Annotated in this window: 27 protein-coding genes; 12 read left to right on the forward strand and 15 right to left on the reverse strand. The window is 66.1% G+C overall.

The genetic code is table 11. From position 1 onward, the window contains the following. Nucleotides 1–144: 144 nt before the first annotated feature. The 3 genes from AC522E_RS12915 to AC522E_RS12925 form a co-directional block, all read right to left on the reverse strand. On the reverse strand, nucleotides 145–555 hold the full coding sequence (locus tag AC522E_RS12915) for a DUF3168 domain-containing protein (RefSeq protein WP_500746665.1): 411 nt from the start codon (nucleotides 553–555) through the stop codon (nucleotides 145–147). Further along, nucleotides 552–887, reverse strand: a complete 336-nt coding sequence (locus tag AC522E_RS12920) for a phage head closure protein (RefSeq protein ID WP_500746666.1) — start codon at nucleotides 885–887, stop codon at nucleotides 552–554. The genes AC522E_RS12915 and AC522E_RS12920 overlap by 4 nt, the downstream gene beginning before the upstream one ends. A 192-nt stretch (nucleotides 888–1,079) precedes the next feature. Then, nucleotides 1,080–1,640 (reverse strand): head-tail connector protein, encoded by a 561-nt coding sequence (locus tag AC522E_RS12925; RefSeq protein ID WP_500746667.1) that lies wholly within the window; start codon nucleotides 1,638–1,640, stop codon nucleotides 1,080–1,082. Nucleotides 1,641–1,661: 21 nt separating this feature from the next. Between AC522E_RS12925 and AC522E_RS12930 the strand changes: the two genes are divergently transcribed. Then, nucleotides 1,662–2,399: a S1 family peptidase gene (locus AC522E_RS12930; protein WP_500746668.1), complete on the forward strand. Its 738-nt coding sequence runs from the start codon at nucleotides 1,662–1,664 to the stop codon at nucleotides 2,397–2,399. Nucleotides 2,400–2,484: 85 nt separating this feature from the next. After that, nucleotides 2,485–3,294: a S1 family peptidase gene (locus AC522E_RS12935; RefSeq protein WP_500746669.1), complete on the forward strand. Its 810-nt coding sequence runs from the start codon at nucleotides 2,485–2,487 to the stop codon at nucleotides 3,292–3,294. 18 nt (nucleotides 3,295–3,312) lie between these two features. On the opposite strand, the gene AC522E_RS12940 is transcribed toward AC522E_RS12935, so the two are convergent. From AC522E_RS12940 to AC522E_RS12970, 7 genes are all read right to left on the reverse strand, one after another. Continuing rightward, on the reverse strand, nucleotides 3,313–4,548 hold the full coding sequence (locus AC522E_RS12940; RefSeq protein WP_500746670.1) for a phage major capsid protein: 1,236 nt from the start codon (nucleotides 4,546–4,548) through the stop codon (nucleotides 3,313–3,315). 75 nt (nucleotides 4,549–4,623) lie between these two features. After that, nucleotides 4,624–4,830 carry a hypothetical protein gene (locus tag AC522E_RS12945; protein ID WP_500746671.1) on the reverse strand — a complete coding sequence of 69 codons (207 nt, stop codon included), beginning with the start codon at nucleotides 4,828–4,830 and terminating at the stop codon, nucleotides 4,624–4,626. Nucleotides 4,831–4,930: 100 nt separating this feature from the next. Further along, a complete protein-coding gene (locus AC522E_RS12950; RefSeq protein WP_500750683.1) occupies nucleotides 4,931–5,455 on the reverse strand; it encodes an HK97 family phage prohead protease in 525 nt (174 codons plus the stop codon). Nucleotides 5,456–5,466: 11 nt separating this feature from the next. Beyond that, nucleotides 5,467–5,619: a hypothetical protein gene (locus tag AC522E_RS12955; RefSeq protein ID WP_500746672.1), complete on the reverse strand. Its 153-nt coding sequence runs from the start codon at nucleotides 5,617–5,619 to the stop codon at nucleotides 5,467–5,469. Further along, nucleotides 5,616–5,816 carry a hypothetical protein gene (locus AC522E_RS12960; RefSeq protein WP_500746673.1) on the reverse strand — a complete coding sequence of 67 codons (201 nt, stop codon included), beginning with the start codon at nucleotides 5,814–5,816 and terminating at the stop codon, nucleotides 5,616–5,618. Before AC522E_RS12960 ends, AC522E_RS12955 begins: the two co-directional genes overlap by 4 nt. Nucleotides 5,817–5,952: 136 nt before the next feature. After that, on the reverse strand, nucleotides 5,953–6,354 hold the full coding sequence (locus tag AC522E_RS12965; RefSeq protein WP_500746674.1) for a VOC family protein: 402 nt from the start codon (nucleotides 6,352–6,354) through the stop codon (nucleotides 5,953–5,955). 503 nt (nucleotides 6,355–6,857) lie between these two features. Further along, complete coding sequence (locus AC522E_RS12970; protein WP_500750684.1) at nucleotides 6,858–8,036, reverse strand: phage portal protein; 1,179 nt, start codon at nucleotides 8,034–8,036, stop codon at nucleotides 6,858–6,860. 132 nt (nucleotides 8,037–8,168) lie between these two features. Between AC522E_RS12970 and AC522E_RS12975 the strand changes: the two genes are divergently transcribed. After that, on the forward strand, nucleotides 8,169–8,558 hold the full coding sequence (locus AC522E_RS12975; protein WP_500746675.1) for a DoxX family protein: 390 nt from the start codon (nucleotides 8,169–8,171) through the stop codon (nucleotides 8,556–8,558). A 9-nt stretch (nucleotides 8,559–8,567) separates the two neighbouring features. Here AC522E_RS12975 and AC522E_RS12980 read toward each other — a convergent pair whose 3' ends face one another. The 4 genes from AC522E_RS12980 to AC522E_RS12995 form a co-directional block, all read right to left on the reverse strand. Further along, on the reverse strand, nucleotides 8,568–9,884 hold the full coding sequence (locus AC522E_RS12980; RefSeq protein ID WP_500750688.1) for a DNA-packaging protein: 1,317 nt from the start codon (nucleotides 9,882–9,884) through the stop codon (nucleotides 8,568–8,570). Next, on the reverse strand, nucleotides 9,829–10,386 hold the full coding sequence (locus AC522E_RS12985) for a hypothetical protein (RefSeq protein ID WP_500746676.1): 558 nt from the start codon (nucleotides 10,384–10,386) through the stop codon (nucleotides 9,829–9,831). The genes AC522E_RS12980 and AC522E_RS12985 overlap by 56 nt, the downstream gene beginning before the upstream one ends. A 325-nt stretch (nucleotides 10,387–10,711) precedes the next feature. After that, nucleotides 10,712–11,200, reverse strand: a complete 489-nt coding sequence (locus AC522E_RS12990; RefSeq protein WP_500746677.1) for a DUF1772 domain-containing protein — start codon at nucleotides 11,198–11,200, stop codon at nucleotides 10,712–10,714. A 347-nt stretch (nucleotides 11,201–11,547) separates the two neighbouring features. Continuing rightward, nucleotides 11,548–12,573 carry an endonuclease/exonuclease/phosphatase family protein gene (locus AC522E_RS12995; protein WP_500746678.1) on the reverse strand — a complete coding sequence of 342 codons (1,026 nt, stop codon included), beginning with the start codon at nucleotides 12,571–12,573 and terminating at the stop codon, nucleotides 11,548–11,550. Nucleotides 12,574–12,735: 162 nt separating this feature from the next. On the opposite strand from AC522E_RS12995, the gene AC522E_RS13000 reads away from it, so the two are divergent. The 6 genes from AC522E_RS13000 (at nucleotide 12,736) to AC522E_RS13025 (ending at nucleotide 18,035) form a co-directional block, all read left to right on the forward strand. After that, entirely contained in the window at nucleotides 12,736–12,885 is a 150-nt protein-coding gene (locus AC522E_RS13000; RefSeq protein ID WP_500746679.1) for a hypothetical protein, read from the forward strand. A gap of 128 nt (nucleotides 12,886–13,013) precedes the next feature. Continuing rightward, nucleotides 13,014–14,456, forward strand: a complete 1,443-nt coding sequence (locus AC522E_RS13005) for a sensor histidine kinase (RefSeq protein WP_500746680.1) — start codon at nucleotides 13,014–13,016, stop codon at nucleotides 14,454–14,456. Nucleotides 14,457–14,638: 182 nt separating this feature from the next. Next, nucleotides 14,639–15,727 (forward strand): TRAP transporter substrate-binding protein, encoded by a 1,089-nt coding sequence (locus tag AC522E_RS13010; RefSeq protein WP_500746681.1) that lies wholly within the window; start codon nucleotides 14,639–14,641, stop codon nucleotides 15,725–15,727. Between the two features lie 142 nt (nucleotides 15,728–15,869). Further along, nucleotides 15,870–16,472: a DUF2939 domain-containing protein gene (locus AC522E_RS13015; protein WP_500746682.1), complete on the forward strand. Its 603-nt coding sequence runs from the start codon at nucleotides 15,870–15,872 to the stop codon at nucleotides 16,470–16,472. 30 nt (nucleotides 16,473–16,502) lie between these two features. Continuing rightward, the gene (locus AC522E_RS13020; protein WP_500746683.1) at nucleotides 16,503–16,889 is read left to right on the forward strand and encodes a hypothetical protein; all 387 of its coding nucleotides are present in this window, start codon (nucleotides 16,503–16,505) and stop codon (nucleotides 16,887–16,889) included. 51 nt (nucleotides 16,890–16,940) lie between these two features. Continuing rightward, on the forward strand, nucleotides 16,941–18,035 hold the full coding sequence (locus AC522E_RS13025) for an AI-2E family transporter (protein WP_500746684.1): 1,095 nt from the start codon (nucleotides 16,941–16,943) through the stop codon (nucleotides 18,033–18,035). A gap of 148 nt (nucleotides 18,036–18,183) precedes the next feature. On the opposite strand, the gene AC522E_RS13030 is transcribed toward AC522E_RS13025, so the two are convergent. After that, nucleotides 18,184–19,134: a class I SAM-dependent methyltransferase gene (locus AC522E_RS13030; RefSeq protein WP_500746685.1), complete on the reverse strand. Its 951-nt coding sequence runs from the start codon at nucleotides 19,132–19,134 to the stop codon at nucleotides 18,184–18,186. A 481-nt stretch (nucleotides 19,135–19,615) separates the two neighbouring features. On the opposite strand from AC522E_RS13030, the gene AC522E_RS13035 reads away from it, so the two are divergent. From AC522E_RS13035 to AC522E_RS13045, 3 genes are all read left to right on the forward strand, one after another. Next, complete coding sequence (locus AC522E_RS13035; protein ID WP_500746686.1) at nucleotides 19,616–19,975, forward strand: hypothetical protein; 360 nt, start codon at nucleotides 19,616–19,618, stop codon at nucleotides 19,973–19,975. Nucleotides 19,976–20,162: 187 nt separating this feature from the next. After that, nucleotides 20,163–20,591, forward strand: a complete 429-nt coding sequence (locus AC522E_RS13040) for a nuclear transport factor 2 family protein (protein WP_500746687.1) — start codon at nucleotides 20,163–20,165, stop codon at nucleotides 20,589–20,591. A gap of 226 nt (nucleotides 20,592–20,817) precedes the next feature. Continuing rightward, on the forward strand, nucleotides 20,818–21,078 hold the full coding sequence (locus AC522E_RS13045; RefSeq protein ID WP_500746688.1) for a winged helix DNA-binding protein: 261 nt from the start codon (nucleotides 20,818–20,820) through the stop codon (nucleotides 21,076–21,078). Nucleotides 21,079–21,101 lie beyond the last annotated feature (23 nt).

A 21,101-nucleotide genomic window follows, 5' to 3' on the forward strand; every position in this document is an offset into this window, starting at 1 on the left:
GGGGTCGCGGCAGCGGAGCCCGGAACCCACAACCACCGCGGTTCAGAACGAGGGGTCATGGTTGCCTTTGCTCCCGATCCTGCGCTGCCGGTGTTGATGGGTTCCGGGCCTGGTCCTGCGGACCATCCCGGAATGACACATGGCTCAAACCGCCTCCGTCACGGCGCGAAGGCGAAGCGTCACGCGGGTGAGTTGCGTGTCCTTGTCGCGGATGGCGGCAAGTTCCGTCGCTCGCAGATTGACGAGACGGTGGGTGTCGAGAGAGAGCGCCGCATCGTCGAGGATGGCGGCGAGGCGCTCTGCCACGGCGAGCGCCGTCCTCGCGGTGCCCCGCTCCGCCCAGACCACGACGGCCAGGACCTGCTCGTGGCCGCGGTCGAAATCGGTCGACCAGTCGGTGGCGGTGACATCGCCGAAGAGGGCATAGACGGGCGGCGCGGCGCGGGGCGGTTCGTCATAAAGACGCAAGGCGCCGCCCATCAGGGTCCTGAGTTCGTCATCCGCCGCCGCGGCATCGAGGATGGCACGGCGCAGGGCAAGGATCGGGCTCGTCATCCTTTCACCTCCTCCACGAGGCAGACGAGGTCGCGCCGGGCCCCGTCGGGATCGGCGGCGGCGCGGATCGCGAAACGCCGCAGGCCGGAGGTGAGCCGCATCGCCCCGGTCACGCCGTCGCGATAGCGCAGGGTGACGCGGTGGGTGAGCGTCTGCTCCGGCCTGTCGGCGCGGACACGTTCGACGCCCGAGAGCATCTCGATCGCTCCCCAGAGCTGCGGTCCCGGCGCATAGGAGCGGATCACGCCGCCGAAACCGTCCGGCCTGTCGAGCGGCAATTCGAGCACGAAGCGGCGCGAACGCGCGCCGATGGGCAAGGTTCTGGTTTTCATGAAATGGCCAGGAAGAAGAGGGGAATGTGTTGGATGCGGAAGTGACATTCGTTCGCCACTCCGGAGATCGGGACCAGAAACCGCTGACGATGCAGGAGCGGGCACAGATGCGGCCGCGATTCTCTGTTCTGAACCGTGAGCGGCTATGGCTTCCGGCTCGCCTGCGGCGCCCCGGAATGACGGGAAATGATTCTAAAGCCGCGCCCGCTGGAAGGGGGCGACGAGCGCGAGGGCCTCGGGCGGGACAGCCTGGACGCCGGCCACGTCGCCCCGGTTCTCATGCCAGCGCGCCACGAGGATCTTGATGGCGAGGCGCAAGGTCGCGGGCACCGCCTCCGGCGTCGCGCCGAAACCGGCGCGCAGGTCGATGGCGATGCCGTTATGATCTTTCCCGGGGGGCGGCATATCCCGGAACAGGATGCGCGGCGGATCGCTCATGCCGTCGCTCTCGTAGGCATCGGGCGGCAGGGTGGCAGGCGCGCCGGAGGCGTCGTAGACCTGGACCGCGTCCACCGAGAGAAGCGGCGAGATCGGCAGCAGCACCTCGCCCCCCTGGGGCCAGCGATGCAGCATGAGCCGCCACCGCTGCGCAATGAGGACGCGGCGCGCGCCGGCCTCCACCATCAGGCGCGCGGCCTTGACCAGCCCGACGATCAGGTCGTCCTCCGCATCGTCGTCGATGCGCAGATAGGCCTTCATCTCGGACAGCGGCACGGGCTCGACGGCTGGGCCTTCGACGAGTATCGGAAACATGAAACGGGAATCCTTCTTGTCATGAAACGTGTCATCCTTTCGCTCTTCGCGACGGCCCTCTCCGTCGCTCCCGCGCAGGCCATCGTCGGCGGGGCGGAAGACCAGGGCCCCCTCTCCCGCGCGAGCGTGATGGTGCTGGGTTCGAACGGCGGCGTGTGCAGTGCCGTCGTCGTCGCGCCGGACGCGGTGCTCACCGCCGCCCATTGCGTGACGGGCGCGGCGGAACACCGGGTGCATTTCCGCGACGAGGCGGGGGAGCCGATCCTGATCGTGCCGGCGGCGAAGGCGGTGCATCCGGGCTACGACGCCAAGGCGATCGCGGCGCGGCGGCGCTCCATCGACCTCGCGCTGCTGCGCCTTCCGGAACCCCTGCCCGGCCGGTTCGGGACGGCGGTGCTCGGCATGGCGCAGCCCCGCGCAGGCGCAGGCGTGAAGGTCGGCGGCTACGGGCTCGCCCGAGAGGGAGAGGCCAGGACGACGGGAACCTTCCGCATCGCCGACCTCGCCGTGGTCGAGCCCTACGGGCCGAGCAGCATTCTCCTGTGGTCGCAGGGCACCGGCGCCATGGGCGCCTGCCAGGGAGATTCCGGCGGTCCCATGGCCTCGGGCCAGACGGTGGTCGCCGTCACCAGCTGGTCCTCGGCGGCCAAGGGGCGAAGCTGCGGCGGTATCACGCAAGGCATTCTGGTCGGACCGCAGCGAAACTGGATCGACCGGATTCTGAGTGGCTGGAATCGCGCCGCGCGATGGAACGAATAGCAGCCGGCGGGGTCATCCACACGGGATCCGTCGCCCATCCGTCACTTCCCTTGCGTAAGCTCCACTCAGATCTCAAAGTCCCAAGATGCGGTTCCAATCCATCACCGGCGCCATCGCCGGCTTTCTCTCCCTCATCTGTCTCGGCCTTCCCGCGCACGCGGTCGTGCAGGGTACGCCCTTGCGCGATCCGAATGGGCTGCGCCGATCCGTCGTGGCGGTCGAGAGCAGCGGCGGCGAGCTGTGCTCCGGCGCCCTCGTGGCGCGGGACCTTGTCCTCACCGCCGCCCATTGCCTCACCGACAAGGCCTCGTATCGCGTCGTGGCGGTCGGCCGGTCGTTCAAGCCGCAGCGTGTCAACGTGGTGGCCATCGCCGTTCACCCGACCTTCGTGGCCGGAACCACGCCGCGGACGCAGCCCGGGACCGACCTCGCCCTCCTGAAGCTCGCGCATCCCTTCGGGGCCGATTTCAGCCCCTTCGATCTCCGGGCCGCGGGCGCGATCGGCGAAGGCGACATGGTCACCATCGCCGGCTTCGGCGTGTTGTCGGAGCGGCTGAAGAACTCGGCGCGCGTCCTGCGCCAGACCCAGCTTCTCGCTGTCGGGACCGTGCAGGTCGCCAACCGGGTGGTGATCGCCACCGACCGCGACAGCCTGGCAGAGACCGCGGGAGCCGGCGCGTGCCGGGGCGATTCCGGCGGTCCGGTGCTGACCGCGGCGCGCGGCGGCTATCGGCTCTCGGGGATCGTCAGCTGGTCGAGCGGCGCCCTGCGCACGAACGGACCGAGCGCCTGTGGCGGGCTCACCGCCGTGACCTCCCTGGACGACCACATGGGCTGGGTCCGTCAGGCGATGGGAAGCCTCGACAGCGTGGAAGGGACGTGGACGCGGCGCTGACCCCGTCCACGACGTGGATCAGGCCGCGAACTTCAGCAGCTTGATCGCAGCATAGTCCTGCACGCCGCCGCCGACGCGCTTCGTGGTGTAGAACAGCACGTAGGGCTTGGCGGAATAGGGATCGCGCAGCACGCGCACGCCGGCGCGGTCGACGACCAGGTAGCCACGCCTGAAATCGCCGAAGGCGATGGCGCAGGCATTGGCCGCGATGTCGGGCATGTCCTCCGCCTCGACGATGGGGAAGCCCATCAGGGTCGCCGCCTGGCCGAGGCTCGCGGGCGGAGCCCAGAGATACTGGCCGCTGTCGTCCTTGAACCGCCGGATGGCGCTCTGGGTCCTGCGGTTCATCACGAAGGAGGCGTTCTGGCGGTATCCCGCCCTGAGGGCATAGATCAGTTCCACCAGCACGTCGGACGGGTTCGCGGCGGGAAAGTCGGCACCGCCTGTCTGCACGGTGCCGAGGCGGCCCCATTCCCAGATCTCGTCCTCGACGGTGTCGGAGGCGAGGAAGCCCTTGGGCTTGTTGACGCCGTCTCCGTTCACGAAGGCTGCACCCTCCTGCTCCGCGAAGGCGGCCTCGACCTCTTCAGCGATCCAGCGGTCGATGTCGACCACCGCATCGTCGAGGAGCGTCTGGGTCGCCGCGGGCATGGCATAGAGCTCCATGGCCGGAAAGTTCATCTCGGAAAGGCCTGGCCCCGACGTCTGCGGCCGGGGCGCCGTTTCGCCGACCCAGCCCGAAGCCGGACCCGTGGCGGAAAAGGCGCGCTTGTACTGGCCGCCCGAGATCACCTTGACGGAGGAGATCGCCCGGATCGGAGAAACGCTCGCGAGACGGCGCAGCACCTCGCGCTCGACCACGTCGGGCACGAGATACCCGCCATCGGGTCCGCTGCTCGCGGACAGCGCCTTCTCCTCCAGCCGCTTGAGGCCGGAGGCCTCGCCGCTGCGCATATAGGCATGGAAGGCCTGCTTGTGCTCGGCGAGAAGCGGGTCGCCCGGGCTCTCGCTCCCTGCACCGAGCGGCGGACGCGAGCGCTCGAGCGACAGGCGGTCGATGCGGCGCTTGGCGTCATCGAGAGCGGTGTCGATGCGCATCAGCTTCTCGTCGGTGACGACATCGCTGCCCAGCCGCGTCTCGATCTGCCCGAGGCGCGTGTCGTTGGTCTCCTTGAACGCCTCGAAGGCGCGGGCGAAGTCCTCGAACGCGGAGGAGACGTCGTCGGACGTCGATTTGGTTTCTACAAAGGTCATGATGGAAATCACCGGGTTGTGAGAAAAGAAAAGCCCGCCGGGCGGCGGGCTTTGTGGTTGACGGGCGAAACAGGATCAGCGGGTCGCGCGGCGAACCGTGCGGGTGGCTGCCGGCCCGGTCGCGGCGCCGACCGCGCCACCGGCCACGGCCCCGACCGGACCCGCAACGGCACCGACACCGGCGCCGACGGCTGCGCCGCCGACCCGTTCCTGCGTGGTGGTGCAGCCTGCGAGGGCGAGAGCGGCAAGAGTGGCAAGAGCGGCGAAAGCGAGTGTCTTCATGGCGAACCTCCGAATGAGCGGATACGGGACCCGCCCGAGGGCGACCCGCGGCCTCCGCTCTTCCACGGGCTCATGCTTAACGCCGCTTCCCGGGCGGGGTTCAGGAAAATAGTCGAGAGGCGGCGCTGCGGATCCTGTCCGCCAGGTCCTCCTTCGCGTATTTGACCCTTTCCACCCGCGCACCGGGCAGCATCGGGAAGGTGACGATGGAGATCTCCCACAGGTCGAGCTTTTCGAGGCGCCTCAGGCCGGTGGGGCGTTCGGCGCGGGCGCGCTCGACGCGAAAGCCGATGGACAGGCCGTCGACGGCGCCCTCGCCCAGCAGAGCATGGATCTCGCGGGCGCGCTCGACCGCGAGATTGAGTTTGCCGCGCACCTTCAGGCCGCGCCGGTCCTCGACGATGGAGAGCCATCGCCCGATTGGCTCGGACGGATCGTGCTGCCACAGCAGGCGGATGTTGCCCGTGCCGCGCTTCTTCAGGCTGTCGGCGAAGGCGCCGGGCACGACGACGTCCTTGCCGAGATCCGCGATGCCGAACAGGCTCGCATATCCCTCGAAGACACCTTCGACATCGATGGTCTGCAGCGGCCCGGACAACAGCTTCATCTCGCGCACAATGGGCATGCCGCGGCGCATCAGCGGCCTCCCTGGCGGACGACCTTCGGTGCCCGTGCATCGAGCTTCTCGAGCTGGCGCACGAAATCGCGAAACACATGCGTCGCGGCGCGGCCCTGGGCCTCGCGCACGGCTCTGGGCTTGCGCACGGCGCGCGCGGTGGAGCGGTTCATGACGGATCTCCCGATTGACGGCGGTTGAAGAGGGACAGCTCGCGCACGAACTCGTCGAAGCGGCGGTTGGCCGCGAACAGGTCGCGAAGGGTCATGGCGAGGAGCGTGGAGGCTCCGCTCGCCCAGACGAACAGGGCAAGATGAGCAAGGTCGCCGCGGCTGATCACAGCCTCGGCGATCCGGTCGAATATGTTCATGATTTGTTCCTGACATGGATTGACTTGTTGATGACGGTCAGGAGACGCAGGCATGGGGGATCGCGGCCGCTCGGCCTGGATCCTTGTCCCTCGAAGGCCGGGTCCTCCGGCAGAACGCCGGAGGAAGGTACGGGAACTAGGGCAGGTTGAGCTGCCAGGACACGCCGAACCGGTCGTTCACCCAGGCGAATTGCTGGCTGAAGCCATAGGCACCCTTCGGCATGAGCACGGCTCCGCCTTCGGACAGCGCGTCGAAGAGCTTGGCGAACTGCTTTTCGTCCGCGCATTCAACGAAGAAGGAAAAGGAGGGCGTGAAGCTGAAATTGTGCTTCACGAAACTGTCCGAGCACATGACCGTCTGACCGGCGACGGTAAAGCTTGCCACCTTCACGGTGCCCTCGGGGCCCGCTTCACCGGGTCCGTAGGCAGTGGCGCTGATGATCTCCCCGTCCGGGAACAGGGACAGATAGAAGTTCATCGCTTCGACTGCGGCGCCTTCAAACATCAGAAACGGGCGAACGGTGGTCTGCGTCATCATCCATCCTCTCGGCTCATTCGATCGCCTCCTCTGGAGCATGGCCCGCCTCGGTCGGGCGGAACTCCAAGCGATCGCAGGTGAATCGATTTCGGAAGCCGGCCCCCTCGTCAAGCTTCCTCAGGGTGGTCATGTACGGCGACCTTGAAGACGCGCAGGAGCGCGACAACGGCGGTCATGAGGCGTCCCATGCTTTCGAATGGAAGGCGGAACGCCGTATATTGTCATTCCCACCCTGTCATTCCGGGGCGCCGCAGGCGGGCCCGGAACCCATCACCCCGACATGGCCCGGTGAAGCATCGCGGCTGCCGTCTCATCTCATCCTGCCTCATCAGCGGCTGTGGGTTCAGGATCAAGCACCGCGGATATCGCACCCCCGATCCTGAAACGCTGGTGAATATGGGTTCCGGACTTGCCTGTCGGCAATCCGGAATGACGGTGCAGTGAATCGGTGCGTCCCGGCATGACTGCGGGCAGTTCCGGACCGGCCGTCGCTGGTCGACGCTTCAAGCCAGTGCCCTCCCCTTCCCTGCGGCGGCTCCCTTGACGCGTCCATAGCCCACCGCCTCGCGCTTCTCGTCCTCGCTCAGGAAATCCGCCGCCGAGACGCGGCGCCAGAGGCTTTCGCGCTCGCTGGACAGGGCCTCGATGGCGTCGAGGTCGGGTTCGAGGCGAACGTCCTCGCCGAAGGCCGGGGAGAGCCACTGCGCGAGGGCCTGCGCCGTGCGCTTCACCAGCGGGATCACGGTCTGGCGGTAGAAGGCGCGGTTCGCCTCCGCATAGTTCGCATGGGTGTTGTCGCCCGGCAGGCCGAGCAGCAGCGGCGGCACGCCGAAGGCGAGCGCGATGTCCCGCGCCGCAGCGGCCTTCGCCTCGACGAAATCCATATCCTTCGGCGTGAGCGCGAGCGGCACCCATTGCAGGCCGCCTTCGAGCAGGAGCGGACGCCCCGCATTGGCGGCGCCCTGGTAGTTCGTCTCGAGTTCCTCCTTGAGGCGGCCGAACTGCGCCTCGCTCAGCACGCCACCGCCGACGACGAGGGCGCCGGAGGGGCGCGCGGCGTTGTCGAGCAGCGCCTTGTTCCAGGCCCCCGCCGCGTTGTGGATGTCGAGGGCGGTCGCCGCCGCCTCCATCGGCGACAGGCCGTAATGATCGTCGGCCGGATGGAAGAGGGTCAGGTGCAGCACCGGCGCTACGACATCGCCCACCCCTTGCGCGAAACGGATGACCTGCGTGCCGACTGCGTAGTCGTAGGCCATCGGCCAGCCGTCCGCTCCCGGCACGATGCGCATCCGGTCGGGCCGCAGGGCATAGAGCTCCCGCGGCGCCCCATCGACGCACGTTGCCTCCACATAGGCGTTGCCCGAGACAAGCAGGTGACCGAACACGCCTTCCAGGAAGCGTTGCCCACCCTCCCGCCCGTTCGGATGCGCGAGAAGGTCGAGGAGCGGATGATCCGTCACCTCCCCGCCCCGCTCCTTCAGGACGAGCGGCAGGGACGCGGCGGCCTCCGACACGAGCCGCACGGCCCTGTGCACGACGGCGTTCTTCTGGAAGCCCTCGCGCGCGAGGGCCGCATAGTCGCGCGGCGTCCAGACCGCCTGACCGGCGACGTAGAGCGCGACGCTCGACGGCGCGCGCGAAGCCTTGGCTTCCGGGGGGTCCCGGAACCAGCGGGTCAGCATCGTCAACATGAAAATCTCCGGCCCATCGGCGCGTAGGAAAAGAATGGTTTGCACAGTGCCGCGCGGCGCTGCAAATTCAGCATGGGACCCGGGCGTGGGATCGGCCCGCCACATCAAACGAGGAGCGGTTTCATGCGCGACACACTTCTTCTGATCGGCCGCATTCTCCTGGCCGCCATCTTCATCATTTCCGGCATCACCAAGTTTTACGCGCTCGGCGCGACCGCCGGTTACATCGCCTCGAAGGGCCTGCCCGTGGCCTGGCTCCTCGCACCGGTCACGGCGGTGGCGGAAGTCGCTCTCGGCCTTGCGATCGCCGTCGGCATCAAGACCCGCTGGGCGGCGCTGGCGCTCGCGGTCTTCACCCTGCTGACGATCCCGTTCTTCCACGATTTCTGGAACATGGTCGACCAGGAGCGCAACATGAACCAGATCAATGCGATGAAGAACCTGGCCCTCGTCGGCGCCTTCCTGATCCTCATCGGATCGGGGCCGGGACGGCTCTCCGTGGACCGGAACTGAGGCCGCCACTCACAGCATCCTCACCCGCGGCTGCGCCGTCTCGCGCAGCATCAGCTCCGTCAGCGCCCAGACGAGCGCGTCCATCCGGTCCGGGGACCGGCCCGAACTCAAGCCGCCCGGGCCGAAATCGCAGAGCTCGTCCTCGAGCTCCGGAAAGACGCCCGCGTGGCGAACGCGGTCCCGCGCATAGAGAACCGAGACCGGCTCGGCGCGCAGGTATTTTCCGCGCGTCGCGCGGACTCCGATCACCGGCACGCCCGCATCGATCTCCCGGATGACCTGGATCGCCATGTCGCCGCCCTGGTTGGTCTCGACCACCAGTGCGTCCGCCTGCAGACGGCGATAGAGCGCGACGGCTTTCTCGCCCCATTGCGGTGGCTTGAGGCCCGAGGCGGTCTCGTCCGCCAGCACGTAGGCCGTGCCGCCCTCGTCGATCCCCGCAGCGACGATGCCGCAGGCATCCGCGCGCCGGGACGAAGACGCCGGCGGATCGACCGCGACGACGACGCGCATCAGCGCCGGCGCCGCGTCGCAGCGGCTCAATTCTATTCCCTCGCGAGTCCAGAGCGCATCGGCGCGATCCTCGATGATCTCGCCCTCAAGTTCCTGGCGCCCGAGACGGGTGCCGGCATAGCGGCCGACCACATGATCGAGGAATGCCGGCGCGAGGTGGTCCGCGTTGTCGGCGGTCCTCGCGCGCGACACCGCGACCAGCGGATCGGCGAGGAAGCGCTTGAGCAGAGGGATGGGACGCGGCGTCGTCGTCACCATCTGGCGCGGCTGCGCGCCCAGGCGCAGGCCGAACTGCAGCATGTCCCAGGTTTCGTCGGCGTGCCGCCACTTGGCGAGCTCGTCGGACCACGCGGCCTCGAATTGCGGACCGCGCAGCGAATCCGGATCCTCGGCGGAGAAGACCTGCGCCACTGCGCCGTTCGGCCATTCAAGCTTGCGCAAGGACGGCGACCAGGACGGCCTCTCGGAGCGCGCGTGCACGGCGAGGATGCCGGCTGGCCCCTCCACCATGACGCTGCGGGCATCGGCGAAGGTTTCGCCGATCAGCGCGATGCGGCCGAGCGGTGCCTGCGCGAAATCAGGATGCCCGAGGGCGATGCCACGCACCCATTCCGCGCCGGTGCGCGTCTTGCCCGCGCCGCGTCCGCCGAGCATGAGCCAGGTGGTCCATGGATCGCGCGCACGGCTGACGCCGGGCGGGCGCTGCGCGTCGTGGCAGCGGATCGGCCAATGGCTCAGGGCGCGTTCGAAATCGCGCTCACACCAGGATGCCGTCGCCTCCGCGAGCTTCCTCCTCCGCCACAATGCGCTCAAGGTGGCGAGAAAGCTCGTCGCGGAGGTCGTGGATGCTGCGGGCCGGGGCCGCGTCGTGGTGATGCCCGGTGTCATCGAGCCTGTCATCGTCCTGTTCCAGAAGCGCCTGCGCGGCGGTCAGCGTCTTGGCATAGGCCGCGAGCGTGCGGGCCGCCCTGTCGTGATCGAGGGGCGCGTTCGAATGCTGTTCGCGGACAAGCGCGTCGATCCGCGCGCGTGTCACCGCCGCCAGCGACAGCGCCGCCTCGCGCAGGCTCGAGGGACCGCGAGTGGAGGCGACATGCGCGTCGCCGATCGCTCCTCCGGCCTCCGGCGATGCAGGGACGGAGGATGTCAGCGCTTCCGCCCGTGGCGGCCAGCACCAGGCCCGCCGCAGGCGAAAGAACGTCGCGGGACTGATGCCGAGGAAGGATGCGATGGACTTGATCGGGACCGACCGGTGATGAACGTAATAATCGAAGGCCCGCTGCTTCATGTCAGCGGAGATCGCAATAACCGTCATGGGAAAACCAATAAAAAAAACCGCTCAGGCACGAGGCCGGAGCGGTGATGGACCGACGTGAGCGACGGGGGGCTGTGTCACTCACACTTTGTCAGTGTTCTTGTTTTGTACTCTAAGAGCGCGACGCTGTCAAGCCTGCCATTGATGGGGCGGTGTCATTTCAGGGCGGCCCGAAGAGACGCGCCGGCACGTGGCCCCCTGAGCATGATCGAACGGCGCAACGGTGCCGTGATTCTCTGTTGCGAATCGCCGCGCTCATGGATCCCGGGTTCGCCATCGGCGCCCTGCAAGGACGGCTGACCGTGGGAATGCGGGGGAAGCGCTTCTAGTGCATCGGCGTCGAGGTCTCCGGCGGGTGCAGGACCGACAGGACAAGGGCCGTGAACCCTGCCAGCTTGAGGGTCGCGATGACGATGTGCCCGAACTCCCAGCGGTTGCGCAGGGTGAAGAAATCGTCGGGAATCGGTCCCGGCTGCCAGGTAGCGAGCACGGCATTGACCGGCGCGACGACACTCAGCCAGACGGCCAGGCTCGCCAGGAAGAGGAGCGTACCCACCAGCGCGTACCAGAATCCCGGCCGGTCCCGGCGCATCCCATAGGCCAGCACGGCCGCGGCCAGGATCGCTCCGCCGTCGAGGGGCCCGCCGAGGAGGCCGAAGAGCTGGTACTGGCCATTGAACACGGTGGCTTCCCGCCACAGCTCGGGCGGCCACACGCTCAGCCGCGGGGGCGCCTCGAGCGCATGGGCGAAGGACGGACCGAGACTGAGCGCCGCGACCACCAGCGTGAGGCATTTCCAGACGAGCAGCCTCATGGAAAGCCCCTCCCCGCGATATGGTGGACATCGACGGCAAGAAACAGGCGGAAACCATTGTTCGCTGTTTGTGCCGATAGGTCAGGTGTGATGGATAAAATTTCGTGATGCGCCGATCAGAAAGTGAACACAACGCAAATAGAAAATGAACAAATACAACCGTTACCGCACAATTGTGGACGATATATATTTATATAGCAGCATTAATACAAAGCGTCAAATGGAATTACATACCAGTTGCTTTCTGCGACCTCAGAGTTGCTCACGCGATATCACGCGCCAGCGCAGATACCGGCGCAGCGTGGCTCCTTCCCCAGCGGAAGGCTCGGCCGTCGCGCACTGTGCTGTCAGAACGTGAAATCCGCAGCGATCATGTCGTGGTCGGAGATCGGCTTCCCCTGCCCGTCGAGGGCGGGCAGCACCTGCGGCTTCGCCGAGCGCACCCCGCGGGCGACCAGCCAGTCGAGCTTTCCGAAGGGAGGCCTGTGCTTGCCCTGCGGACCGGCGCGCTGCGTCGGCGCCGCGACATTGGCGCCGGTCCATGTGAAGCCTGCCCGCCTGAGGTCCTCGAACAGCGGCTCGTAGCGCTCGGGCCGATCGAGGAGACGGTGGCGCTCCTCCGGCTCGCGCGGCAGAGCCTTGGTGTTGAAGTCGCCGCCGATGATCCAGGCAGCGGAGGGAGCGAGCCTGTCGATGGCTCCGAGCAGGGCCCGGATCTGCGATTGGCGATCCGTCTCGTCGGTCTTGCTTTCGAGGTGAAGGCTTGCAAGCCACAAGGGCCGGGGCGCGTCCGCCACGCGCGCCGCGACCGCGATGCGTCCGCCGATGCGCCTTTGCGCGCCGCCTTGTCCGGCAAACCAGAAGCCGCTTTCCTCGAGCGCAATCACATGGGCATCGGCCAGGGCCAACGGCGTGACGAGGGCGTTGCCGTGAAGGCTGCGCGCATTGCGCTCGCCCGCACGCTTGCGCATCTCCTCGGCATCGCCGAGGTCGAGCTCCACGTACTCGACGCCGTAGAGATAGCCGGCGCCCGACGATCCGATCATCTCGCGCAGAGGATGTCCGTTCCCCGACCGGGCCATGCCGAGATCGACTTCGCTGAAGAGACCGACCTGCGCGCCGGACGCTGCGAGAAGGTCCCGCGCCGCCGCGGGCGATTTCATCCGTTCCGCGTTGAAAGCCGCGACGCGCGGAGATCCGGGCCACGGGAGCGGATCACGCGGGGGCCGCCGTTCGACCACATGAAGCGCTTCGATGTCACGGAGAAAGCGCGCATGGCGATCCGGCGTCGCCGGCGCTTGCCGCGCCAGCGCCAGCAGATCCGCGTCGGGAGCCGGCATGTCGGCAACGATCCTGTCGATCAGGGGGCGCATGGGCGGTACAGCCGAAGACGGGACGTTTACCCTATCGGAAATAGGGCGCCGCCGGTCGCGGGCGAAAGCGACGTAACGTCAAAAAAGTTTTCGACGGTCGGAACTTCTTTTGCTAAGGGGAGTTTATCGGCGGGACCAAAGATCTTCTTGGGGAGATAGCCCATGCTTACCTGGGCTGGAATTGTTGCGCTTGCACTCGGCGTTCTCACCTACTTTTCCGGTGATGCAGCCGCGATTCTTCGAGGCGCCGCAGAACTCGGCGCCGTGATCGCGCTCTTCACGCTTGTCTGCGCCGCCGAGGCGTTCAACTGAACCCTCACCTCGCCACCTGAACGCCCTCGCCCTGATCGCGGTTCCGGACCGCCCCGCCTGATCCCCTTACGTCCCGTCCGGTTCATGCCTCAGTCGATCCTGTCATTGCAACGTTATCTCGTCAACATATGAACGTCGATCCCGCCTTCCCCGAGCCTGCCCCGGACTCTCATCCATCGCCGCCGGCCATTCCCCGGAGCGCGGCCCCGGAGCCGTCGGAGGCGGAGGCGGAGCAGCGGTTAGCCGTCATTCTCGAGCAGATCGGCAGCCCGTTCTATGCCCTCGATGGTGGCTGGCGGGTCACGTCGATCAACCGGGCCGCGGAAACCTATTACGGGGTTCCGCGCCAAGCGGTGCTCGGCCGTGTCGTCTGGGATCTCATTCCTGCATCGGCGTCGCTGCGTGCGGCCTATGAAAGGGTCCTGGCAACCGGCGAGCCGATCCTCGTCAGGACGGAGGCCCGGAGCGCCTCCGCCCCGCTCGCGGTCAAGGTCTTTCCCTACCATCGGGGCGTCGGGGTCAGCTTCAGCGAGTGGGATGCGTGGCATCGGGCCGAGGAGGTGATGCGCGAAAGCCAGGCGCAGCTCAGCGCCCTCGCGGACAATCTGCCGCTCGGCGTCGTCTACCAGATGAACGACGCCGTCGGCTTCGAGGAGCGCCGATTTCTCTACCTGTCGGCGAGCTGCGAGCGGCTGAACGGAATCCCGGCGGAACAGGCGCTCGAGAATCCGCACCTGCTCTTCGAGCTCATCCTGCCTGACCATCGCGAGGCCGTGGCGCGGAAGCAGTTCGAAGCCCACCGCGACCGGACGCCGTTCGACATCGAGTTTCCGATCCGCCATGCCAAGACCGGCGAGATCCGCTGGCAGCGGATCGTCGACGCGCCGCGCCAGCTCCCGAACGGGGCCTATGTCTGGGACGGAATCCAGGTCGACATCACGGATCACAAGCGTGCCGAGGAGCATCTGCGGCTTCTCGTCAATGAGCTCAACCACCGGGTCAAGAACACCCTCGCCACCGTGCAATCGCTCGCGGCGCAGAGCTTTGCCCGCGTCGAGTCCCATCCGGACGACGCCTTCGCAAGAGCCCGCCTGGCCTTCGAGGCCCGCCTTTTCGCCCTCGCCCGCGGCCACGATGTGCTGACGCGGGAGAACTGGGAGGGTGCCCGCCTCGCCGACATCGTGAACCAGGCCTTCGCGCCCTATCAGCATCGCGCGGCCGGCTCCGACGCCATCACCACCTCGGGACCCGACCTCCGGGTCCCGCCGTCCATTGCCCTGAGCCTGTCGATGGCCCTCCATGAGCTCTGCACCAACGCCCTGAAATACGGCGCCTTGAAGGAGCCGGGCGGCCAGGTGCGCATCGTCTGGACCGTGGCCGTCGAAGAGGACGCGCGAAGGCTGCGGATGCGCTGGGAGGAGCGCGGCGGACCGCCCGTGGCGCCGCCCTCCCAAAAGGGTTTTGGCTCGCGGCTGATCGAAGACGGCCTGTCGCGCGAGCTCGACGGCACGGTTCATCTCAGTTTCGAGACGGCAGGCCTCGTCTGCACCATCGACGTGCCGCTCCGCTAGGCATGAGGCCCGGCGCCCGAAAGCGTCTTCCGAGCCGGTCCCGCCGGGTCCGCAAGGCTGTCCGGAGCGGAAGCGTCTCAGCCATTGGTCGATAGGGCCTTGAATCCGTCTTGCAGGGGCATCCAGTTTTGTTGTCAATACGAGCCAAGTGACACAGTCACGAATCCAGGGAGGAGTAACCCATGAAACGTCGTCAGTTCCTGCAGGCCGCCACGATCGGTGCGGCCTCGACGGCCGTCGCCGCCCCGGCGATCGCCCAGTCGATGCCGGAAATCAAGTGGCGCCTGCAGTCCGGCTTTCCGAAGTCTCTCGACACGATCTACGGCGCCGCCGAGGTGATCTCGAAATTCGTCTCGGAAGCGACCGACGGCAAGTTCCAGATCCAGCCTTTCGCCGCCGGTGAAATCGTCGGCACGCCGCAGGTGGCGGATGCCGTGGGCAACGGCACCATCGAGATGGGGCATACCTGCTCGTACTACTATTTCGGCAAGGATCCGACCTTCGCCCTCGGCACGGCAGCGCCCTTCGGCCTCAATGCCCGCCAGATGAATGCGTGGCTCTACCACGGCACCGGCAACGATCTGCTCAACGAATTCTACGCCAAGCACAATCTCTACGGCATGCCCGCCGGCAACACGGGTGTGCAGATGGGTGGCTGGTTCCGCAAGGAGATCAAGACCCCGCAGGATCTCCAGGGCCTGAAGATGCGCATCGCGGGCATCGCCGGCATGATGCTGGCGAAGCTCGGCGTGGTTCCGCAGCAGATCCCGGGCGGCGACATCTATCCGGCCCTCGAGCGCGGCACCATCGACGCGGCGGAGTGGGTCGGCCCCTACGACGACGAGAAGCTCGGCTTCGCGAAGGTCGCGCCCTACTACTACTATCCCGGTTTCTGGGAAGGCGGCCCGGCCATCCACCTGTTCATCAACCAGGGCAAGTGGAAGGATCTGCCGAAGCCGTACCAGGCGGTCCTGACCGCCGCGGCCGGCTACGCCAACGCGGACATGCTGGCGAAATACGACGCCCGCAACCCGGCGGCTCTGCGCCGCCTGCTCGGCGCCGGCACCCAGCTGCGCCCGTTCTCGCAGGAGATCCTCGAAGCCGCCTACAAGGCCGCCAACGAGGTCTATGACGAGGTCTCGGCCAAGAACCCGGACTTCAAGAAGGTGTACGAGAGCATGCGCGGCTTCCGGAACGAGGAATATCTCTGGTTCCAAGTGGCCGAATACTCCTACGATACGTTCATGATCCGCGCCCGTGCCCGCGGGTAAGGCTTTCACGACTTCGTGAGCAGAGGGCGGCCCCCGGGCCGCCCTTTTTTATCTGCCGTCGAGCTTTATCTGGAGGACATTCATCGGTCCTCCACCCGATCTGCGGAGGCCGCCACGCGCAACCGGCCGGGGGATCGGCACCATGATCTGGACGCTCCGCGTCAGCTTTCTGCTCTTCCTGGCCTGGCTGATCTTTCTCGTCTCGCCCTTCGTCGCGCTCTACGACCTCGCCCAGTCGATCCAGGCGCGGGACACCGCGCGGATCGAGCAGCGCCTCAACGTCCACGCCCTGCGGGTTTCCTTCTCCCGGCAACTCCTCGGCGAATACCTGAAGACGTCCAACGGGGAAGAGATCGGCGGTTTCGACCGGAATGCGGCCGCCAGTGCCGGGGCCGCGGTGTTCGATCCCTATATCGAGAAGCTGGTGACGCCGCAGGCGATCGTGGATCTCCTGGAGAAGGGCTCGCCCCAGCAAGGGCCCGGCGCGACCTCGCCCGATATTCTCGCCTTCGACATGACGTCGCTGAACACGGAAAACCTCCGCAAGGCCTGGGATCTGTTCATCGCGTCCGAGTCGCAGGGTTTCCGCAGCGTCGTCATGCCGCTGCCGCCGGACCGGCCGAAGGACGAGCAGTTCAAACTGACCTGGCGCCTCAGCGGCACCACGTGGCGCCTGACCGGGCTCGACCTCCCCAAGGCCCTGCGCGAGGAGTTGATCAGGCGGATGCCACCGCCCGCGGGCTAGCGCACCGCGCGGCCCCGAAAGAGCGGACCCTTGGAAGTGGGCACTGGTTTTCCGGGGGCGCCGATGCGCTGCCTTCGTGAGAAGTTTTTGGTGAGGATGGATTGGACGGACCCGAAAGCGATTTCACTCTCGGATCCGATGCTCAAGCCGGTCAATAGCGGCCGGAAGTGCCGCAAAACAGATATTGACGCGCGCAGGATCAGCTTTGCAGAAGAAGCCACCCCACGGTTGCAAGTGGAAATACGGTTCCAAGCAAGAAACAGATCACACCGGAAGACATTTCATAACCCTCCTGTGCTTGAAAACTCCCTCGTTAACCTTCTGTTCCTAGCGTTCTACCGCGTCATTCTGCTCGCCGGCCCAAAAGGGGCTGTCGATACGGGCATCCACCCTGTGTCGGCCTTCCGGCGCCGGTGAGGAACCGAGCATGGCGATCCCGATTGTCTGAACAGGCCAGGGGACGAAATCATGAACCATCGGAATGACCCACCAGGGGAGCGCATCAGCAACGAGGAGTTCATCCGCAAGACGCTCATCCTCATCGCTCTCGTCGTTTTCGTCCTGATCCTCTGGCAGCTGTCAGCCGTTCTTCTGCTGGCCTTCGGTGCGATCCTCGTGGCCATCATCCTGCACGCGGTCGCCGATGCGCTTGTGGCCTATTTGCGTGTTCCGTCGCGATGGAGCCTTGCAACGGCAAGTCTCCTGATCTTCGCGCTGTTCCTGGGGCTGGCCTTCCTGTTCGGCGCCAATATCAGGGCGCAGCTGAGCAATGTCGCGGAGCAGTTGCCGGTCGCCCTCGATGCCTTCGGGCGCAAGATCGGTGTCGGGCCGATTTCCGACAGCCTCTCGGAGATGGTGAGCCAGATCCCGAGCACCGGCCTCGCGCAGCGGATCGCCGGCATCGGCGGCACGATTCTCGGCGGCCTCACCGACTTCGTGCTGGTGGTGATTTCCGGGCTTTACATCGCCGCTTCCCCGCGCCTCTACGTCACAGGCTTCGTGAAGCTCTTCCCCATCAGCCAGCACGAGCGCATCGAAGATGCTCTCGACGCCTGCGGCCAGGCCCTGCGCCTCTGGCTCCTGGCCCAGTCCATCGCCATGATCTGCGTCGGCCTCCTGGCGTCGTTCGCGTTCTGGATCATCGGCCTGCCCTCCCCCTTCGCGCTCGGCCTGATCGCGGGCGTCCTGGACTTCATTCCCTTCATCGGCCCCGTCCTCGGAGCGGTCCCGGCGGTCCTGATCTCGTTCACGTTCGGCGGTGACACGATCGTCTGGACTCTGATCGCCGTGGTCATCGTGCAGCAGCTCGAAGGCAACCTGATCCTTCCGCTCGTCCAGCGGAAAATGGTCAGCATCCCGCCGGCACTCGCCATGTTCGGCATCGTCATCGGAGGCGTCGTCTTCGGGACGCTCGGCCTGATGCTGGGCTTCCCGCTGGTGGTCGTGATCTTCGTTCTGGTCAAGAAGCTCTACGTGCGGGAGGTTCTCGGCGAGGCGACGCCGGTTCCCGGCGAGCCCAAGGACGCGGAGAAGTCCGCGCCTTCCGCGAGTGCGGGACATTGATTGCGCAAGAGCGGGTCTCCCTGTCGCCGACGTGACCCTCCGGTTCCATGCCCTGGCTCGCGTTGCGGCGAGCGATGGTCGAGACAATCCGTTCCGTGAGAGGCGCGGTGTCGGGCCTTATCCGATCCGTGCGAGTGAGCTTACAGTGTCATGGGACCGAGGGGGCTTGTGGCGCATTGCCTACCGGCGCGTCGACCTCGTTGTCCTTTCGCCAGGACACGCTGAATCCGTGGGTCAGCAGTTCCTCCATCGTGTAGTCCGCCAATTCGCCCTGCTGCTGGAGGGCAAGCGCGGTGGGGCGCAGGATCGCGGCATTCGGCTGGTGCAGCTCGATGGTTGGGTTCGGCAGATTCGCTTCGATGCGCTGGCGCCATTCCGCCAGGCGGAGTTTGTTCAGCCAGGCATTGCCGCTGACCCGATGCGCGTGACCGGGCCGCAGATGCGCCCAGTAGGGAATTTCGCTGCGGTCGCCGCTGTAAAGGCGCGGATCCAATGATCCGTTCTCGCTCGTATAGAGGTGCACCGTAAAGTACCCGACGGCGCCGGGGCGAAGCACACGGTTCATTTCCCGCAAAGCAACGTCCACGTCGGGCACACACTGGAGGACGGTCGCGCAATAGACGAAATCGAAGCTGTCGGAGGGCAGCGCCATGGCGGTGACATCCATCTGCAGGACCGGGAGATCCTCGGCCGTGCGCCCCAGCTCCCGGCGCAGGGCCCTGTGATATTTCCTGTCGAGGCCAAGAGCCTTGCGAGCGAGAGTCTTGATGACGCGATTGGCACCGTTTGCGCGCCACATCCTCAGATAGGGCCGCGGCGACCAGCCTTTGGGTATGACATCGAGATCGATGCCGACAACACGATTGTGACGGGCAAACCAGGCCGATTGAAGTTGCTGCTGACCGGTGCCGATATCGAGAATGTCGAGGTCCTCGAGAGTGAGGTCATAGCGCGCCTGCAGCATGGCCGCGAGTTCCTCCAGGTCCGCCATCGTCTGTCGCACCCGCGCGACGGCCTGCTCGACATGCCACCGGCGAATCCGCTGCACCTCGCGGATCTTCGTCACCAGGCTCGTGTTACTGGTGTAGGATGTCATCATCAACACACACCAATTCGCCGGAGAGTTACCGGGCCAGCGTTACTGCGGCATGGTTGGCCTGCCTAGCCGCAATTGTGGCTGCTCATCCGGAAGGTGCGGTGCTCATCCTTTGGAGATCGGACGATACCTTTCGAGATGAAACGACCGCATCCTGGCGAGCGAGCAAGGAGGGAGCCGATGACGTTCCGTCCCAGCCGACGGCGAACAGGATTTTTTCCCCTCCGGGACGACCGGAGAGTGAAATTCCTGGTGAAGGAGTCTCATAGGTTACGCCGGTATACGGGTATGACATGGGCGGCCCGAAAGGAGAGATCCTCCGGTTCTCATTCGGCGGCCGTTCATGCGGCTGCGCGATCCTTCCGGACATGTCAGGTCGCAATCCTGTCCGCATTCCTGAACGCAAATCGCGAGCGACGAGTGCCATTGCTTTTCGTGCTCGCGAGCGCTGCTCGCGTGATATGCTTTCCGCGGGAGCTGCCTCATGCGCCTTGGGACAATCGCGGCTAACGTGACGGCCCTGTCGTTCTGCCTGGCCGTTTGTGCGTTCCTGGCCGTGCTGATGGTCGCTGTCGGCTTCCTGGCGGTTCTCGTGACTGGTCTTGTCGCCCTGGTGATCGCCTATAACGTCGAGATGGAGGACGGCTCGGCGATTGGTCATCCCCGAACGCCGGAACTCTTTGCGATGCAACAGCGGCGGCTGGAGCAACCGGAAAGTCCGGAAGAATGGGCTGCGCGACAAGCCGAACGCAGCGAGAGGCGAAGGATACTCAGGATCACCAAGTGGGTCGGCGCCGCGCTCGTCGCAATCGGCGCGCTCGGCTTTTTCTTCGTCCAATTGTAGCCCCTACCAGCTCGCCGCCGCCTGCGCCCTGTCGATGGGCTCATCGGAACGTGTGGGCAGCCGGCGAGCAATCCTCTTCCTGCGACTCTTCCGGCAGGAAACGGGTGTTGCTTCCTGCATCCGGCTTCTAGGCATCCTCATTCCACAGTTCGGAGCTGGCATGGCCAGCCCATTGGCGAGGATGACGATGAACGAAACGACCCAAATCCGGCTGACCGCCATGCAGCTTCTCGAGCGCATGTTCGAAGTCGAGATGACATTCATCCAATCGGGGGCGGATGATGTGGAGGCTTTGGCTAAAGCCTTCCATCCCGATGTGGTGGTCCACGAACCGGCGTCTCTGCCCTATTCAGGTGACTGGAAGGGTTTCGCAGGCGTCGGCGCCCTCTTTCATCGCATGCGGCAAGTCTGGAGCGATATGAGAGTCGAAGGTCTCACCGCAATGCGGGAAGGCGACACCGTATTCATGGCGTGCACCCTCCATTTGACGTGCCGCAGCAGCGGGGTGGCCATCAAGCAACCTTTCGCGGAGGTCTTACGGTTTCAGGATGAGCTCCTGATTGAAGGGACGCCCTTCTACTACGATACCAGTGAGATCGTATCGGCTCTCGGATAGGAGGGACGGCAGACCCGGAAAGCCGGCGACGCGGACTTCTCATTCAGCCGCCGTGTCCCTCAGCAGTTCCATGAGCGGGCTGATCGGCAATTCGGACTGTCAGGTGTCGATCGGCCGCGGCCCTGACGAGACTGCCCCGGGCCAGGCACCCGGGGCAGGTTTCGCAGATCCGCGTCGTGAGATTTACCGGGCGAACGCGGACTTGAGAGCTGCGCTGGCCTGAGCGATGGCAGCCTTCGCGGCCGGGGTGTCGGCGAGCACATTGAGCATCACGAAGTCATGGATCGCCAAGCGGACCAGGGACAAGAAGGACGAGCGCGTGGTGCGGATCAGCCTTACTGAGCAGGGTCGGTCTCTCAAGACAAAGGCGGCTGCCGTGCCGGAGGAGATTGCTGCCATCATGGCGCCTTCCAGCGTACAGATCGAGGAGTTCCACGCCGCGCTCATCAACCTCCGCGACGGAATCAGAGATCAGTCCTCGTCATGAGCGGCCTCTCGGGCCCTCTCCGC

Source organism: Microvirga sp. BF8 (assembly GCF_059888585.1).

What these genes read in the sequence shown, in the direction of transcription:
- AC522E_RS13015 (WP_500746682.1), top strand. Translation starts at nt 15,870, where the DNA reads ATGATCTGGACGCTCCGCGTCAGCTTTCTGCTCTTCCTGGCCTGGCTG.
- AC522E_RS12935 (WP_500746669.1), top strand. Translation starts at nt 2,485, where the DNA reads ATGCGGTTCCAATCCATCACCGGCGCCATCGCCGGCTTTCTCTCCCTC.
- AC522E_RS13045 (WP_500746688.1), top strand. Translation starts at nt 20,818, where the DNA reads ATGGCAGCCTTCGCGGCCGGGGTGTCGGCGAGCACATTGAGCATCACG.
- AC522E_RS12950 (WP_500750683.1), bottom strand. Translation starts at nt 5,455, where the DNA reads ATGCCCATTGTGCGCGAGATGAAGCTGTTGTCCGGGCCGCTGCAGACC.
- AC522E_RS12955 (WP_500746672.1), bottom strand. Translation starts at nt 5,619, where the DNA reads ATGAACCGCTCCACCGCGCGCGCCGTGCGCAAGCCCAGAGCCGTGCGC.
- AC522E_RS13030 (WP_500746685.1), bottom strand. Translation starts at nt 19,134, where the DNA reads ATGATGACATCCTACACCAGTAACACGAGCCTGGTGACGAAGATCCGC.
- AC522E_RS12920 (WP_500746666.1), bottom strand. Translation starts at nt 887, where the DNA reads ATGAAAACCAGAACCTTGCCCATCGGCGCGCGTTCGCGCCGCTTCGTG.
- AC522E_RS12990 (WP_500746677.1), bottom strand. Translation starts at nt 11,200, where the DNA reads ATGAGGCTGCTCGTCTGGAAATGCCTCACGCTGGTGGTCGCGGCGCTC.
- AC522E_RS13040 (WP_500746687.1), top strand. Translation starts at nt 20,163, where the DNA reads ATGAACGAAACGACCCAAATCCGGCTGACCGCCATGCAGCTTCTCGAG.
- AC522E_RS12945 (WP_500746671.1), bottom strand. Translation starts at nt 4,830, where the DNA reads ATGAAGACACTCGCTTTCGCCGCTCTTGCCACTCTTGCCGCTCTCGCC.
- AC522E_RS12925 (WP_500746667.1), bottom strand. Translation starts at nt 1,640, where the DNA reads ATGTTTCCGATACTCGTCGAAGGCCCAGCCGTCGAGCCCGTGCCGCTG.
- AC522E_RS13005 (WP_500746680.1), top strand. Translation starts at nt 13,014, where the DNA reads ATGAACGTCGATCCCGCCTTCCCCGAGCCTGCCCCGGACTCTCATCCA.
- AC522E_RS12985 (WP_500746676.1), bottom strand. Translation starts at nt 10,386, where the DNA reads ATGACGGTTATTGCGATCTCCGCTGACATGAAGCAGCGGGCCTTCGAT.
- AC522E_RS12940 (WP_500746670.1), bottom strand. Translation starts at nt 4,548, where the DNA reads ATGACCTTTGTAGAAACCAAATCGACGTCCGACGACGTCTCCTCCGCG.
- AC522E_RS12995 (WP_500746678.1), bottom strand. Translation starts at nt 12,573, where the DNA reads ATGCGCCCCCTGATCGACAGGATCGTTGCCGACATGCCGGCTCCCGAC.
- AC522E_RS12930 (WP_500746668.1), top strand. Translation starts at nt 1,662, where the DNA reads ATGAAACGTGTCATCCTTTCGCTCTTCGCGACGGCCCTCTCCGTCGCT.
- AC522E_RS13035 (WP_500746686.1), top strand. Translation starts at nt 19,616, where the DNA reads ATGCGCCTTGGGACAATCGCGGCTAACGTGACGGCCCTGTCGTTCTGC.
- AC522E_RS12975 (WP_500746675.1), top strand. Translation starts at nt 8,169, where the DNA reads ATGCGCGACACACTTCTTCTGATCGGCCGCATTCTCCTGGCCGCCATC.
- AC522E_RS13025 (WP_500746684.1), top strand. Translation starts at nt 16,941, where the DNA reads ATGAACCATCGGAATGACCCACCAGGGGAGCGCATCAGCAACGAGGAG.
- AC522E_RS13010 (WP_500746681.1), top strand. Translation starts at nt 14,639, where the DNA reads ATGAAACGTCGTCAGTTCCTGCAGGCCGCCACGATCGGTGCGGCCTCG.
- AC522E_RS12965 (WP_500746674.1), bottom strand. Translation starts at nt 6,354, where the DNA reads ATGATGACGCAGACCACCGTTCGCCCGTTTCTGATGTTTGAAGGCGCC.
- AC522E_RS12960 (WP_500746673.1), bottom strand. Translation starts at nt 5,816, where the DNA reads ATGAACATATTCGACCGGATCGCCGAGGCTGTGATCAGCCGCGGCGAC.
- AC522E_RS12915 (WP_500746665.1), bottom strand. Translation starts at nt 555, where the DNA reads ATGACGAGCCCGATCCTTGCCCTGCGCCGTGCCATCCTCGATGCCGCG.
- AC522E_RS12970 (WP_500750684.1), bottom strand. Translation starts at nt 8,036, where the DNA reads ATGCTGACCCGCTGGTTCCGGGACCCCCCGGAAGCCAAGGCTTCGCGC.
- AC522E_RS13000 (WP_500746679.1), top strand. Translation starts at nt 12,736, where the DNA reads ATGCTTACCTGGGCTGGAATTGTTGCGCTTGCACTCGGCGTTCTCACC.